Raw genomic sequence first — 16,534 nt, 5'->3', positions numbered from 1 at the left:
TACACCTACAAAATTCCAAGCAAAAGCAGACTTTTGTAAAAGTAGATAAATGAGAGCAAGGATGATAGAAACACTGTTTAAGCATAAGGTTATGAGTCCAAAGATCTTTATTCGGGGAAAATTCCTAAGATATGCCACATATACGAATACATTTTATAAACTTTTATTCCTTTGCATTGCGATTTTCAGCTTCTAGGGAATTATTCAAATTTGTACTTTTTCTCAACTTTGATTAAAGGTTTAAAAATTTCAAGGGATAAATAAAAGGTAATGGTGCATGAAATCTTTCGATTCAAATCACAGCAAGATCTGCAAGATAAAATATCGTCATTAAAACTGGACATCCACTTAGCAAAATCATTAAATTCTCTAAAATCACCTTTAAAAATCAAGAGTTTAACTTTCCCAAATCGCTTAGTCATCCATCCAATGGAAGGATGTGATTCAACAACCACGGGTTCACCAACTTCTTTAACAAAACGGAGATATCGACGCTTTGGGACATCGGGGGCTGGACTCCTATGGTATGAATCCACCGCAATCAGTAAGGAAAGCCGCTCCAACCCCTACCAACTCATGCTAACTGAAGAGAATAAACACTCCGTCCAAAAATTGATCATAGATGCAGAAAAAGCAGAAGAAATCAATCAGAAACGAAATCCGAATTATGGAAAATCCATTAAAATCCTACAATTAAACCATTCGGGGAGATATTCACGACCGGAAGGCAAGTATCCTCAGCGCATGTATGAATACGCCCCTTTAGATGAGCGATATCACCAAAAAACATCCGATGGCACTATACTCTCTGATGATTATCTATCTAATCTGGTTTCCGATTATGAAACAGCCACAGCCCTGGCCAAAGAAATTGGATTTGATGGAGTGGACATCAAATTGTGCCATCGATATCTTCTAAATGAATCGTTAAGTGCATTCACACGAGAAAATTCTCCTTATGGGGGAGAATCTTTTGAAAATCGAACAAGATTAGTAAAAGAAATTGTTAAACGGGTCTCTTCCAAATTCGGGAGTCCAAATTTTCTAATAGCGAGTCGAGTGAACATTTATGATGGTATCCCTTATCCTTATGGTTGGGGAGTCAAAAAAGAGGTTGAAAAAAATTACCCCCCAACGCCAGATTTGACCGAACCGATCCAATTAATTACAGATTTACATGAATTAGGAATGGACCTCTTCAATCTTAGTTTAGGAAATCCCTATTTTGATCCAAGTTTGGGCCGCCCTTTTGATCAGACAGTCCCAGGAGGATCTCTACCTCAAGAACATCCTTTAGAGGGAGTTGCCCGATTTCTTTCACTAACCCGGACCATCCGCCAAGGAATACCTAAAAATGTCAAAATAATAGGGACCGGTTATTCATGGTTACGGGAATATTCCGCATTGGTTGGAACGGCCGAAATTGAGGCTGGAAATGTAGATATGGTAGGTTATGGAAGAATGGCTTTTGCTAATCCCGAATTTGGCCAACAAATTTTCGAACAAAGTGGATTGGATCCGAAGAAATGTTGTATTAGCTGCTCTAAATGCACCGAATTAATGCGAAAGGGAACTGTTACGGGATGTATGATCCGCGATGCAAAAACTTATCGCCCTTATTTTAAGGGACAATCACGGGAAGAGTTATTGAAGGAAGGAAATATATGAGCAAAGCAGAACGGACAAAGAAAAAAGTAGTACTTATCACGGGGGGAACTCAAGGAATAGGACATGGGATCGCTGTAGAATTTTTAAAAGCTAAATACTTCGCGATTGTTTGTGCTCGTCGAGAACCCCAAGGGGAATTGTTTCCAGGATTTGAAGATCAATATCTTTTTCTCCATTGTGATATATCTTCTACTGAATCCCGCGAAACATTAGTTAAGAACATCCAAACTCAAGTAGGACACATAGATGTATTGGTGAATAATGCAGGAATTGCCCCTCCGGAACGAAAGGATATTCTTGAAGCCACCGAACAAAGTTTTGAGATGGTTATGAAAATTAATCTACAAGGGCCTTATTTTCTTACGCAAACTCTCGTAAATTGGATGATTGAACTACAGAAGAATTATGAGAAGCAAGATTATCACCCATCAATCATCAATATTTCTAGTATTTCTGCCTACACAAGCTCCCCCGCACGCGGAGAATATTGTGTTTCGAAAGCAGGACTCTCTATGATGACAAAGCTCTATGCCGATCGTCTGGCCGAATATCACATACCTGTATTTGAAATCCAACCCGGAATCATTACTACCCCCATGACAAGGGGAGTAAAGCAAAAATATGATGGTCTTATTGAGGAAGGACTGCTCCCAATCAAGCGTTGGGGGACTCCCAAAGATATTGGTATGGCATCGGTAGCACTAGCGGAAGGGAAAATCCCCTATTCAACCGGCCAAGTTCTAAATATTGATGGCGGATTCCACATCCATCGTTTATAGGTGTTAAACATGGCATCACAATACCATACAATAATTATTGGAAGTGGAGCGGCAGGATTAAGCTGCGCCCTCGAATTAGTAAAAAAAAATATCCCTCCTGAATCCATCTTGATCATTACTGAAAACTTGGGGGGAGGAACTAGTTTTGATGCCGGATCCGATAAGCAAACCTATTATAAATTATCCATTGCGGGAAATTCTTCTGATTCACCGATAGCCATGGCGCATACCCTCTTTGATGGAGGGGCGATGCATGGGGATATAGCATTAATTGAAGCCACGTGTTCCACCCAAGCGTTCATGAACTTGGTAAGTCTCGGAGTGCCTTTTCCCCATGATGAATTTGGAACCTTTGTAGGGTATAAAACCGATAATGATCCCCTACAGCGAGGAACATCGGCAGGTCCCTTGACTTCTCACTTAATGGGAACCCATCTACTTCGGGAGGTTCAAGCTCGAGGAATACAAATATTAAATCACCACTATGTCATACAAATCGTCAAGGATTCACAAGGACGGGCCCAAGGCATAATTGCAGTTGATAAAGAAGAAATGAACACAATTTCCGCTTTAACCCAAGAAGATTTAGAATCCCACATTCAAACGTTTCAAGCGGAGTTCATTGTATTAGCAACTGGAGGACCATCCGGAATGTATGGAAAATCAGTATACCCACTTTCTCAATGGGGTGCCACTAGCTTAGCAATTTTGGCAGGAGCCAAATTGCAAAATCTAACTGAGTCCCAGTACGGGATGGCATCTCTCAAATTCCGTTGGAATGTGAGTGGAACTTACCAACAAGTACTCCCCCGTTATATTTCAGTCGATCCAGAACAAGATCCGTTGGATACCAAAACGGAATGCGTGGAATTTTTGCGTGATTATTTCCCGTCCAACACCAAACTCTTGACTGCAACCTTTCTTAAGGGGTATCAATGGCCCTTTAATGCCGAACGTATCGAAAATTATGGATCTTCACTCATTGACATGGCAGTTCATATTGAAACTGTTATCCGGAAACGTCGAGTTTATATGGATTTTCGCCAAAATCCCGCAACATTTACTTGGGAGCAACTGGAAGGAGAAGCAAAAAAATATTTGGATAATTCTGGAGGAATACAAGCCAGACCAATTGAACGATTACATCATATGAATCCTAAAGCCATTGATTTATATCAGAGGCATGGAATTGACTTATGGAAGGAACCCCTTGAGATTGGAGTATGTGCGCAACATTGCAATGGAGGCATCACTGGAGATATTTGGTGGCAAACCTCAATCCCCCACTTATTTGCAATTGGTGAAGTCAATGGAACCCATGGAGTTCATCGCCCTGGAGGCTCAGCACTCAATGCAGGACAGGTTGGAGCCCTTCGAGCAGCAGAAAAAATTGTTTTTGGACTCTGGAACCAACTTCCAGAGAGAAACGAAAGGTTGTTCACCTTGGAATCAAGTAAAAAGAGTTTAATCGAGACTCTTTCCCACTCAATAAAAACTGATTCTCCTCAGAATTCCCAAATTTCTCAACAATTACAGGAAATTCAGTCCCGCATGATGCAAGCTGGAGCATATATTCGTAACAATAAAGAAATTGATTCAATATTAATTCATGTGAAAAAAGAATTGACCAATTTCTTTTCCCATATTTCAATCCTTTCTGGAGAACAACTAATATCCTCTTGGAAATTGTATGATGCTTTAGTCACCCAATTTGCTTTTCTCACCGCCTATCAAGACTATTTAACCCAAGGTGGAGGAAGTCGCGGATCATTCGTCATTATTGGAGACAAAAACAGCGAGGACACCTTTATTCCCCATCCAAAATTAGATCAGTATCACATCAAGAAAGCGAATCAAGAGCTTACAAACAAAATCCAAGAGATATCAATGATCCAAGAAGACGCAAAAAACTGGGGCTTCCAAATAGATTGGGTGGAAAGAAGGCCCTTAATATTCCCTCAGGGTTGGTTTGAAACCGTCTGGAAAAAATTTAATGAAAAAAAGATTTACTAAAAATCACGAATTTTGGTGGCTTTAACCAAATTAATTTTTTTCAATTGCCAAATCAAAGGGAATTGTGATGCCACACTTAACCCAAGGGCCGTGATTATGGTGTTTATCCATAAATTTACTGGTATAAACGCGTTTATCACAATCACATCAAACATATTTGCCATCAGGGGTACAAGAATCCCATCCAGAATCACCCAAGCCAACCCACACCCAAATACAATTCCTAACAGCGACAAAATTACTCCTTCAAATAACATTTGATTGAAAATTTTGTAGTTTGGACACCCTAAAGTAACCATGGTTCCAATTTCACGCTCGCGTTCATACCGAGAGATCATGGAAGTCAAAGTAATAACTCCCAATCCTACAGCATAACAGAGATACCGGATCATATCCATGAGGCCTGTGAAATCGTTAAAAACCGCTCGAAACTCATCTCCAAGCTGTTCTTGAAAATTCACAGATTTCATATAGGGATTAGCATAAAGTTCATCCAATAATTCTGTTCGATTGTAACTATCCAACGAAAGATATAAGACATTTGCGGAATCTTTAAGATTAAATAGATCTTGCATTGTTTCCCATTCAAAATATGTGATTATTTTAATCCCCATAGAATGAAATCCTGCGACTGTGAGAGATGTGTTTTTGATATTAATTTCGGTGCCATTAAATTGAATATGCTCAATGGTTATTTCTTCGCCTAAAGAAATACCTTGCTCTTCCGCAAATCGCGCAGAAATTAATAGTTCATCCGCTGCAGAAGGAAAATGGCCTTCAGTGACTGTAATTGGGATTTGCTGAAATGTCGAATAGGATGTCACTTGAATCAACTGATCTTCTTCAGGGGTAATATCCCCACCTTCTTGTAATGATGAGAAGTAACTTAGACTGGTGAAATTGGAAGTAATAGTGAAATTTTCTTTGATTTCTTCCAGTTCATGATCAATCATCGCTAGCGGGATTGGAAAAGCAAATTCTACTTTAGCATCCCACTGACCCATTTCATTCTTCTGGATTTCCACAGCATTATCCAAACAAGAAAATACCCCAATTGTGCCCAAAACTAACCCTATGCTTAAGCCAAACCCAATGATAGCACCTAAAGATCGTTTACGGGAACGGAGGATGTTTCGAAGGCCCATTTTAATCGTCATGGTAAAGCCAAATATCGCAATGATCACCCGAGAGAAAATTTTCCGTTCTGATCCCCCCTTTGCATCAACTGAAGGATCACTTCGCATAGCTTGGATCGGAAGCAAGTTGGAAGCGCGAACGGCTGGAATGATGGATGATATAAAGGCAGCACCTAAGCAAAGAAGCCAGGCTTCATAGAATGGTTGTGTAATGATCATGTTTTCCCAGTTGGGAAGGGGATAAAATTGCTGATTGATGACATCCATAGATTGGCCAAAGAACCATCCTCCCACTAAACTGAACACAATTGAAAAGATACTGATTAAACCACTATAGGATAGAAATTGGAGCAAAATTTTCCCCTTCGTATCTCCCAAGGATAAAGAAATCCCAATTTCACGACGTTGTTGGGTGATAATTCGATTTAGCGAGATCTGTATGGCAAAAATGGCAACAAGGAAGACAAATGCAGCTAAGAATGTAAACAGTTGTCGATCAGTTTCAATATCTTCTTCAATCATTATGTAAACGGGATGTTCCATTCGTGATTCATATGTGCCATCAATAGATTGAGATTTCAAATACGATTCTAATTCATTTCCCATCTCATCTGTATTAAAACCTTCTTTCCAGATGATAACTACTTCGTTGACTAAAGTAGGGCGGCCAATCCAAGTTTGCAGCTCTGAAAGACGACAATATCCTATTGCGAAATTTCGGCTTAATCCCAAAGATGTACTTTCAGGATCCATGGTGGTCACCCATTCAGGAGAATTGACAGATCCAACGACATTGACATACTTGTTCTGCGCCCCTAAGTGGGCGAGTACTTCTTGGGGAAATTGGAGATCAATTTCATCCATAAACATTTGATTGAGAACGATTTTGTTTGTGATCTCTGAGCTGTTGGTAGGGATCTTTAAAAAATCCCCTTGATTGGACAATAGGGTATCAATATCCCCATCTAAAATGAGAGAATCTTGAAGACCGTACAAATATCCGCGATAGTAATTCTTGGTGTCACTACTAGAATCCACCATCTCATAAGTTAAAGAGATTCGTAGACGAATCGAGAAAGTTTGCATTTGATCATATTTTGAAAAGTTTTCAAGAGTTGAGAGGAGTAAGGAAGCATCAACTCCCCCTGTTTCTGAAAGATCAATTAACCCATCATCTAAATTCGTTGTTTGGTAGAAGTGATTAATATTGTCTTCCCTCCATCCTAACATTAAACCCATTCCAATCCAAGCCGTCCCCCCAAAAGAGAGAATTAAAGTTAAAATTATTACTTGACCTTTATGACGTTTCAGATCTCTCCCTAACCGTTTTAGTAATATATTTGTTGTCATTTTTTTGCATCTCCTTTGCTTTTTACCATTTCAAATCCATTGGATTAATTGGATTTTCGTTAATCTGCGTCTCTATTATTTTTCCACTTCGAAGCCGAATAATTACGTCCGCAATTTTGGCGATTTCCGCATTGTGTGTCACCATTAGTACAGTTTTTCCATTAGTAACAACATTTCGCAATAGTTCAAGAATTTTGATACCTGTTTCATAGTCAAGTTCTCCGGTAGGTTCATCAGCGAGTAAAATTTCGGGAGATTTGGCTAAAGCACGGGCAATTGCAACTCGTTGTTGTTCCCCCCCAGACATTTCGCTAGGAAAGTGTCCCATCCGTTCCTTTAATCCCACTGATTTTAATGCATTTTGAGCAATAAGCTCTGTTTTCTTTTTTCCTTGAATTTGCAAAGCAAATTCGACATTTTCCAGTGCCGTTAGGGAAGGGATAAGATTGAAGAATTGAAAAATGAATCCCAGATGTTGCCGTCGAAATTTAGATAATTGTTTTCGAGAGAAATTTGTTATTTCCTTATTGAGAACGTTTACATTTCCGTCGGATGCTACATCCAATGCACCTATGACATTGAGTAGTGTAGTTTTTCCACTCCCACTCGGACCGAGTATTATCACAAACTTGTTCTTAGGAATGGTTACAGAAACCGATTCTAAGGCTTTTACAACGATTGATCCAAGATAATAGGTCTTGCTAACCTCATTTAAATTGATACCCTGATCTTGAGATTTTTCTTTTAACACATTTGATCTTTTTTTATTTATATCCGGTTTTTGAACTGATTTTAAATTCGAACTCATAGTTTTACCACCCTAATATGTAAATATCTGTTTCTTGAGATTAGGAACAGATTATTCAACCTAAATATCTCTAATTAGCTAAAAGTTAAACACATTCGTTCAAATCATAAATCTTTAAGATTTGAATCTTATATAATATATTATTATATAGTCAACTAATATGAGAGTATTAAGATTATTTAATCACTTTCTCAATTTAAAGCAATTATCTATAATGTTGTGATATAATATGAATATACACTATAATGCCCACAGATTAGGATGGTTACAGATGTCCATACTCGCACTTGTATGGAATACCGAGCGATATGGATTAGAAATACTCAGACATTTGAACGTTGAAGGAAATAATATGAAGTCATCTCAAATTTATCCCGCTTTAAAAAAATTATCAGAAGCGGGTGCCTTAAAAGTGAGAAATGTCACGGAAAACAATTCAACTAAACGATATTATACTACAACTGAAGCAGGTAAAGACCTTGTTAAACATTACATTTATGATTTTCTCAATGTCTTCTATCGGATGATCTTTGATCAAATGGCAGTACTAATTGAACCTCTTTGCAAGGGGATTGAAATAGAGGCAGGAATGAATGTTTTGGATTTATCCACAGAAATATTTGATAGTGTTATTCAAGATTTTTCCCTGAAAACTGGGATTACCGGGCATTATTTCTTGAAAGCAAGTGATAACGAACATGCCCAAATCATCCGAGATCGAATCGATTATCTACACATTGAACAAAATGTTCAAATTCTAACCGTTGATCATGAATCCATATCCCTTCCTTCCGAAACCGTGGATTATGTCGTAGCCTTATTTTCGTTTCATGAGATCGGAAGTGATTGGATTCTCACTGAAGGTATTCGTTCACTGAAGAAGGGTGGAAAAATGGCTATCGTAGAAATGGAATTGTATCCTAATTTCTTCTTTCAAACTTTCGTGCAAGAATTAATCCCTAATCATCTCACAATTGGAATGGATTTTTCCGGGTTATTGAAACGAATTGAAAAATTGAATATCTCCATCCTTCAAGATCGAAAAATGGAAGGAATAAGATTTCTACTTCTTGAGAAACTCTCCTAAAAGTGTCCTTTTTTATAATATTATGATTCGGCGGTTAGAGGATTTTCTTGTAGTTTTATTGTTTCTTTTAAATTGGCTAAAAACCGATCTAAAGGTTTCTTATGCACTTTGGTAGCCTTTTCAACATCGATAAATCGAGTGATTATCTTGCGAATAGAGAAGATCTACAGATTTAACCCCAAAAATTTTCATTACTCCTGCAATATCCCCATAGTCTTTGATTACATCATAAACACGGGTTTTTTTGTTATTTCCATAACCTTGTAAAAACATTTTGGGAATATATCCATGTGCATTATACAATAAAATCAAAAAAAGAAGAAAAAATAAAGAAAAATATTATTTCGTTTTCCAACGAGTCCCATTTGGAGTATCTTCAATCACTATCCCAAGTTTGAGTAATTGATCACGAATGAAATCAGATCTTTCCCAATCTTTATTTTTTCGAGCATTTTCGCGGTCTTTAATCAATTGCTCTGCTTCTATCGAAATAGTGTTTTCTTCAATTAGGTTTAACCCAAGCACACCATCGAATTTTGATACCAGTGAAATTTTTTCTACACCGCTTAAATCTGATTTCAACATTGTCCACACCACACCTAAAGCTTGGGGAAGATTCATATCATTGTTAATATGATTTAGGAATTCTGTCGCAATTTCTTCTTTTAGAGTAGGATTGGCAGACCCTTCTTCATGTTTAGCTAGTTCAATCCGGTTTTTCAAGGAATTATAAGCCTTTTGGGCCATTTTGAGATTGTCCCATGAAAAAGACAATGTCGATCGGTAATGAGCCGTTAAACACATATACCGATAGGCAAGTGGGTGGATCTTCTGTTTTACCACATTTTCTAAAGTGATAAAACCACCAGCAGATTTACTCATCTTTTCTTTGTCTAACACCAGAAATTCCCCATGAAGCCAATAATTTACCCATTTTTTCCCCGTTGCACTTTCTGACTGAGCAACTTCATTTGTATGGTGAACCGGAATATGATCAATCCCCCCAGCGTGAATATCGAAATGATCACCGAGATATTTAATCGACATAGCGGAACATTCAATATGCCATCCTGGAAAACCACGTCCCCACGGAGATTCCCATTGCATCAAGTGAGAAGGTTGGTTTGACACCCAAAGAGCAAAATCCGAAGGATTTCTTCGCTCGGGATCAACTTTTACTCTGGCACCAGCTTTTTGTTTGTCAAGATTCAGTTTAGCCAAAGCAGAATAATGGGTATATTTTCGGGAATTGAAAATGAGACCAACTGAAGTAGGATAGGTATACTCGTTAGATTCGATGCGTTTTATGAACTGGATCATCTCGGGAACATGTTCTGAAGCTTTACAGACGATGGTAGGTTTGAGAATGTTCAATTTCGCACAATCTTCAAAAAAACGATCTTCATATTTCTGAGCAAGCTTCATCATCGTTTCAACAGAAGGAGAAAGACCAGATTCGCGAATTTTCTTCATCAATTTATCTTCTCCGACATCCGCATCGGATGTAAGATGCCCAACATCGGTTACATTCATAACATGTTTGACGGAATATCCATTATATTCCAGAATTCGTCGGAGAATATCTTCAAAGATATAAGTTCTCATATTTCCTATATGTTGATAATCATACACTGTAGGTCCACATGCATACATTCCTACGTGATCTTCATGAATGGGGCGAAAAATTTCTTTTTGGCGTCCCATTGTATTGAATAGTTGTATTTCCATGTCTTCACATTCTTATTTAATTTGTTCATTCGTGATTTCAAAAAAGGGTTTTGTATTGTCTAATTCATCCTCCTTGAGACCACTTCAAACAAATATCAAGAAATATCGAATAATGTGTTGTAAATGTGGATTTGAAAAATGGAGGGTTTAGATAAAAGAAGTGAAACTCAACAACAACAAGATTTTACCATTAATATCAGTCCAAGATAAAAAATGTACTCGACTCTAAAAACTTTTTTATAAAAAGTCAATTCTCTTGGGTTTTTCCAATTATCGGACGATCAATTTATATAGATTTTTCAAGAATTTTAATTATGCGAAATCGTTTTATAAAAGTCATAAATGTAATAATTCTTGGGCTCTTATTGGGAATAATTCCGAATTTTTCACCCAGTAACTTCTCAACAAATGAAGTGATGTCAAATTTAACATGGCCATCTTCTGCAGAAGATTTTCATGATTTATGTATCAGTCTTGGTGTTTCTAATATTGCATACCTTAACGTTAATTCTTCATATAATTTTCAGATCGAAAATAAAGGAAACATTACAGATACAGCTGAATATTCCATTTGGGTAAATAATTCAAAAATCTTGGAAGGTAGCCATTCGGTGGAGATTGGAATACCTACTGTAACCCTTGGATATTTTAATTTTACTGCACCTGGAATTTATAATATCACGGCATTTGTTTCATCTACAAGTGGAGAAGATGAAAATTGGGAAGATAATACAAATACTGAATGGATTGAGGTTGTTTCGGAACCAGTATTAAAGTATAACATAGGAGATTTCATGTCCTATCATTATTCGGAATTATTCACTGAAGAAGCACCCATACAACTAGATATTACTTACCAAAGTGAGATTGATGATTTCAACGTGAGATTGGAAATAATTGAAAATGGAACTGCGTCGACACCCATTTTAAATACTTACACTAGAAAATATGGAAGTTTTTTGAGTGAGAACCCAATTACGGATATGTTTGGGATTTTTTATTGGCAAATAGGACTGAATGTGTCAATTGGGAGTGAATTTCCTTTTTTTTTATCGTCACTCGAAATAACTAATGACACGAAGTTCAATTATAACGAAATGACTTTAAATGCATGGGTAGGTGAATGGTATGGAATATGTTTTTATTATCATAAAGAGACAGGAGTTCTACTTACTATGACTAATTCTACAACAAATGAACTGATGGTTGAATTAACAGACACAAATATGATTGAGATATCAATTCCACATCTTACAAGCCCATCAGATATGGACATGGAGTATGGGGTCACGCCCACCAATATTGCTTGGTGGGCGGAAGACGCTGACCCCACAAACTACATTTTAGAGTGTAATGGCTCACTAATTATGAATTCATCATGGATAAACATGGAAAATATAACCTTTGATATGCAAGACTATCTTCCGGGCATTTATGTATTAAGCTTAACCGTGTATAATGCTATGGGACAATTTGTTTCCGAAAGCATAACTGTCACAATCGTTGATACTACTGCACCTGTCATATCAGGACCAAACGATACCATTGTTTCGGAAAAAACTGTAGAATTTGAACTTTTATGGAACGTAACAGATTATCTCCCCGATTCCTATCAGATTTTGAAAGACGGAATTGTTATATTTGAAAGTAGTTGGACTGAAGGAGAAATTTCGTTCATCTTGGAGAATCTTACTGTAGGAGAATATATATATGAATTACGGGTGAATGATACCTCAGGGAATATTGCGACAGACAATGTCATGGTGACAGTATCAAATAAAAGCGTTGGTCTACCGAGTTATTTAGCAACATTCTTGATAATTGCTGAAATAATTGCTACAGTTGGAGTCTTAATAAAGAAGAACAAGAAGATATAAGACGACCAAGTTTTTTTCTAATTTTTTTGTATAAACAAAAAGTGGAACAAAAAAAAGGAAATATGAATTTTTGAGAAGGAATTACTTAAATTTTATCTTCATTTTTCATAGTATCTTTAGCTTTCATGAATAGTGATCAAAAACAGTGATTTATTTTGTTGAACGAGGACCCCTAAAATCGTAACCCTAAAATCACCTCAAGGGTGGTTTGAAACTGTCTTGAAGAAATGTAATGAAAAAAAATTAACTCCTTTAAATTCGTTATCCCTTAAGTGATTTGGAAGGTATAATTTACGCCTTTTCTACGTATCTTTGACCAATTATAAATTAGAATTGTTAAAAAAAATGTTATGCGAATTTGAATTCTCATAGAAATTGAAGTGAATCAATTAATCACTCAGAATCTATTTTGATGTCATGAAAAAAAGATTTTTTATTAAGATAATTATTGCTTGATAAATTTTCTAATAATCATAAGAACATTGATTGCATTTTTCTTTGTTTTACTTTTATCAATATAGGAATAATCATTGATATTAGAAGTATTATCACTTGAAAAATGATTTGAAATACTAATTTTTGTTCAAAATTCTCAATCAGATCGAATAAGTTGTTTAAAATTATTATCCAAATAGTTGTAAGGGTGATTAAACCCAAAATATTGATGTAGTAACGTCGAGAATTTGGTGGATGAATAAAATTAATATCCAAATCGCTCCAAACGGTTCTTCTATGTGTAAATCGTGCAATTATCATCCATATAAAATAAATAATGGATGCAATATTAATAATCAACAAGATTCTATAAATGAGCATAAAAAAACTAATATCATCAATCAAAGATGAGTAATTACTAGGAAAAGTTCTTATCAATACAACTAAATTCCACCATGAATGAATAAGTATTGGGGAAAGTAGATTCTTTGTATGAATATACGCAAAGCTGATTACAACACCCCCTACAAATCTACTTAACATTCCCAAAAGTACGAAATAAATTGAGTATCCTGATAGAATTTCACCTGGTGAATGCATCTATGCAAAAGCAAAACCAGAATAAAACGCTGCACCTGTATTTCTAAGTCCATTTTGTTTTAGGGAAGGAATTAGCATCCCACGGTAAATTAATTCTTCCATAATAGGCGCGAGAATCACTGCTGATAGAAAATCCAGAATTAACGAAGTAGATTGTGGATCTGTTTCAATGTTATTACTCGAAATTGGATTTGAAAGTAAGAATGTGGCTATGAAGATCATCGAAAGAAAGAATTTAAGAGAATTTCCTAATGTTTTTGGAGTAAATTCTTCTTCATTTCGGAATTTAATAGAAAATACGGGTTTGGTTACAAGCAAAATTATGATCAATGAAAAAATCTGAGATATAATTTGAATTAAATTAGAAAAAATGGGGTTTAAAATAAAAACTGGGTAAAACCGAGTTATACACAAAAAAAATCCACTTGCTGCAAGATCCATTAGAGGATTAATTAGAAAAGCAATAATTAGAGGTATAATCAATTCTCTCCTATTAAAAGTAGTATATTGATTAGAGATGCCAAATTCATTCTGATAGAGCCTTTTTTGTTCTTTTCGAGGCGAATTGTGTCGCTTTTCTGAAAGAGAAACAACGTTTCTTTTAAAATTTCCGAAGCATTCATGTTTTTCTGGTAAACGGTGTTCTGTACAGTATTCCAATTTGCAATAATTGCATTTAAAGGGGATAATCTCTAAATCTTTTCCGCAAAACTGACATTTTTTCGCCATTTATCAATTGAGTGTAAATTCTTTTTGGTTTAAGTCTTGCTGTACTATTAATTTTGAATAACGAATCTTTCAAGTAGGATTGTCCAGACAAACTAATTTCCAACATTTCACATTCTCGGAATATATCTCCGATAAGCGATCTTAAGGTGTATTATATGAGGTTAGAAGCCATTTTTGGAATGCTGGTTGATCAGATCCAGATTGCTCACGATATGCAAGAACACTCGGAGTAGGCTACCCAATACTTCATAGGAGAAGAATCGCGATGATCCAACATGTCTATGTAATCAAAAATAATTGTTACAGTTGGAGTTTTAATAAAGAAGCACAAGAAAATATAAGGGGACCTCATTTTATCCTTAGAAACTAATGATAAATGAAGATTGAGAATCCTGTGAAGTTTTTTTCTAATTATTTTGCATAAACAAAAAGTGGATCAAAAAAAAGGAAATAAAAATTTCTGAGAAGGAATAACTTAAATTTCATCTTCATTCTTCAAAGTATCTTTAACTTTCATGAATAATGGAATAGATAGGACAAAGAAGATCGCACCAATGGGGAAAATCAACCCCCAAGTAGTTGGGTCTTGTGTATCGACAACTAATCCAGAAATAAAAGCCCCGATGATCTGTGAAACGGTAAAAGTTATATTCAGAATTCCATTAAATTGACCCCGTTTATTTTCTGGCAGCAAATCTTGGGACCAAGTATCCATAGACCCATCAAAACCAAGTATGGAGATCATGACAAAGGGGAAGCAAAGCAATACAAGCCAGTATTTAAAATTGTCTCCTAATCCAATCAATGGTGTAACGGCAGTCCCAATGGCAACGAATAAAATAGCAAATGGAATCATTCTCTTTCTTCCAAATTTATCACTATATTTGCCCATTAGATACGTAAAGACAAACACGAGAGGAAAAGATAATACCATTATTGCTATTAATAACTGAACGACATCCATTGGTAAACCCAAGATATAATTGAAAAGGAAAGGCATGATTACAGAAATTCCCGTTCGAAATACGACTATTGCGATAATAATTTTACCGAATTCTTTGTGTTTTTTCAGTTCACTAATACGAAAAGTTTCTTTAAGTTCCTCACTAATCTTTTTCTTGGGGGGAAAAGACGAAACATTTGCTTCTTTGACAAAAAGAAAGCCAACAATACCTCCCAATATAATAAAACCGCCCCCAATTGAAAGTAAAGCAATAAACCCTGCTTGACTGATGTATGTAACTGTCTGACTTCCGACCTCGATATCGTATCCGAAAAGATCTTCAGACACTAAAAATAGCCCTAACGCAATTACCAATCCTATATTCCCAAGAATATAAATTATCCCATTTGCCCGACCTCGGTATTCGGGTTCAAAAACATCAGGTATCAAAGATCTTTCGGCTGCGAGATAGGAATTAGTTCCAATAGCAATTATAATGCCGTCTAGAATCAAACACAAAATATAACTGCCTGAAAATGCATAAGTAATCATGGAGATCCCCGCAAGGATCCCACCAAAGATAAAGAAAGGTCGTCGACGACCATATTTCGTCCGAGTATTATCACTGATAATTCCAAATACAAATTGGAGAATCAATCCCATAACTGCCGAGACTGAAACCATTATTGAAACAAAAATTGCCTCTTTATTGAGTACCTGAACTAAATAGAGATTGAGATAATTTTGTTCAAAAAAGAAGAATACTGATTCACCCATTTTAATAAACCCAATCACAAGGGCTTGCAAAAGAAGGAACCGAGAGAATTTTCTTTGTTTAGGTTCTTTTATAGCTTCCATTACTATAAATCTCAATCCTTGACTATTTAAAATGTAATTTTTTATTAATTATGTATTAAAAATCAATCAATTTTCATCAAATTCTATGATTAAGTTGATAAGTTTGATTAATCCATTTGAAAAAGGACCAAATTTGTTCAAAACTGAAGAGCAATTTTATATTGATCATTCTTTTAATTATAGCTTGAAATGGGTTATAACGAGTCAATTTTTATTGAAGATTCGGATTTATGGGTAGATTTCAACCGAGTTAATGCTAAAATAAATAAAATTCCCATCATTACGATTCCAGGGGTTAATACAAACCACAATTCCAATGGAAGTTGTCGAATATCCGCATTTACTTGTTCTACCCAGAATAATTCATTACAAAGGATCAAAACTAGGGCAACTAAGATAATAGATCCCATTAAAAATGGTCCTAAAATCGAGGATTTCAATTTCAGAGATTCCTTCTTTGAATTTTTTACTGGTTGGGACAAAGATCATTTAACTCCATATACTTAATACAACATAAAAATGA

11 protein-coding genes and 1 pseudogene are annotated in these 16,534 nt (G+C 35.9%); 5 read left to right on the top strand and 7 right to left on the bottom strand.

Annotated elements, in window-relative coordinates:
• Positions 1 to 270: 270 nt before the first annotated feature.
• Genes NEF87_RS16160 through NEF87_RS16150 form a run of 3 tightly spaced genes read left to right on the top strand, consistent with a single transcriptional unit; the run spans position 271 to position 4,460 of the window.
• Positions 271 to 1,668, top strand: a complete 1,398-nt coding sequence (locus NEF87_RS16160; protein ID WP_457916642.1) for an oxidoreductase — start codon at positions 271 to 273, stop codon at positions 1,666 to 1,668.
• Entirely contained in the window at positions 1,665 to 2,447 is a 783-nt protein-coding gene (locus NEF87_RS16155; protein WP_457916641.1) for a 3-ketoacyl-ACP reductase, read from the top strand. The genes NEF87_RS16160 and NEF87_RS16155 overlap by 4 nt, the downstream gene beginning before the upstream one ends.
• A 9-nt stretch (positions 2,448 to 2,456) precedes the next feature.
• Entirely contained in the window at positions 2,457 to 4,460 is a 2,004-nt protein-coding gene (locus NEF87_RS16150) for an FAD-binding protein (RefSeq protein WP_457916640.1), read from the top strand.
• Here NEF87_RS16150 and NEF87_RS16145 read toward each other — a convergent pair.
• Together NEF87_RS16145 and NEF87_RS16140 are read right to left on the bottom strand one after the other, a co-directional pair.
• Positions 4,457 to 6,946, bottom strand: coding sequence for an ABC transporter permease (locus NEF87_RS16145; RefSeq protein WP_457916639.1), 2,490 nt, complete (start codon positions 6,944 to 6,946; stop codon positions 4,457 to 4,459). The two genes, NEF87_RS16150 and NEF87_RS16145, sit on opposite strands and share 4 nt — an antisense overlap.
• 22 nt (positions 6,947 to 6,968) lie before the next feature.
• Positions 6,969 to 7,754, bottom strand: coding sequence for an ABC transporter ATP-binding protein (locus NEF87_RS16140; protein WP_457916638.1), 786 nt, complete (start codon positions 7,752 to 7,754; stop codon positions 6,969 to 6,971).
• 229 nt (positions 7,755 to 7,983) lie between these two features.
• Here NEF87_RS16140 and NEF87_RS16135 point away from each other — a divergent pair, with 229 nt between their 5' ends.
• Positions 7,984 to 8,841: a helix-turn-helix transcriptional regulator gene (locus tag NEF87_RS16135; protein WP_457916637.1), complete on the top strand. Its 858-nt coding sequence runs from the start codon at positions 7,984 to 7,986 to the stop codon at positions 8,839 to 8,841.
• 120 nt (positions 8,842 to 8,961) lie between these two features.
• Here the strand turns inward: NEF87_RS16135 and NEF87_RS16130 are convergent, their stop codons facing one another.
• Both NEF87_RS16130 and cysS read right to left on the bottom strand, forming a co-directional pair.
• The gene (locus NEF87_RS16130; RefSeq protein WP_457916636.1) at positions 8,962 to 9,114 is read right to left on the bottom strand and encodes a hypothetical protein; all 153 of its coding nucleotides are present in this window, start codon (positions 9,112 to 9,114) and stop codon (positions 8,962 to 8,964) included.
• Positions 9,115 to 9,180: 66 nt separating this feature from the next.
• The gene (cysS, locus tag NEF87_RS16125) at positions 9,181 to 10,569 is read right to left on the bottom strand and encodes a cysteine--tRNA ligase (RefSeq protein WP_457916635.1); all 1,389 of its coding nucleotides are present in this window, start codon (positions 10,567 to 10,569) and stop codon (positions 9,181 to 9,183) included.
• A gap of 314 nt (positions 10,570 to 10,883) precedes the next feature.
• On the opposite strand from cysS, the gene NEF87_RS16120 reads away from it, so the two are divergent.
• The gene (locus tag NEF87_RS16120; protein ID WP_457916634.1) at positions 10,884 to 12,446 is read left to right on the top strand and encodes a hypothetical protein; all 1,563 of its coding nucleotides are present in this window, start codon (positions 10,884 to 10,886) and stop codon (positions 12,444 to 12,446) included.
• 471 nt (positions 12,447 to 12,917) lie between these two features.
• On the opposite strand, the pseudogene NEF87_RS16115 reads toward NEF87_RS16120, so the two are convergent.
• The 3 genes and pseudogenes from NEF87_RS16115 to NEF87_RS16105 all read right to left on the bottom strand — a co-directional run bounded on the left by NEF87_RS16115 (position 12,918) and on the right by NEF87_RS16105 (position 16,493).
• A pseudogene (locus NEF87_RS16115) lies at positions 12,918 to 14,210 on the bottom strand (CPBP family glutamic-type intramembrane protease).
• A gap of 475 nt (positions 14,211 to 14,685) precedes the next feature.
• On the bottom strand, positions 14,686 to 16,011 hold the full coding sequence (locus tag NEF87_RS16110; protein WP_457916633.1) for an MFS transporter: 1,326 nt from the start codon (positions 16,009 to 16,011) through the stop codon (positions 14,686 to 14,688).
• A 194-nt stretch (positions 16,012 to 16,205) separates the two neighbouring features.
• Positions 16,206 to 16,493, bottom strand: a complete 288-nt coding sequence (locus NEF87_RS16105; protein ID WP_457916632.1) for a hypothetical protein — start codon at positions 16,491 to 16,493, stop codon at positions 16,206 to 16,208.
• Positions 16,494 to 16,534 lie beyond the last annotated feature (41 nt).

It is taken from the genome of Candidatus Lokiarchaeum ossiferum, from assembly GCA_025839675.1.
Taxonomy (GTDB): Archaea; Asgardarchaeota; Lokiarchaeia; order Sigyniarchaeales; family Promethearchaeaceae; genus Lokiarchaeum; species Lokiarchaeum ossiferum.
Note: the sequence above shows the minus strand (reverse complement) of the source record. Positions and strands in the feature narration are given on the sequence as shown.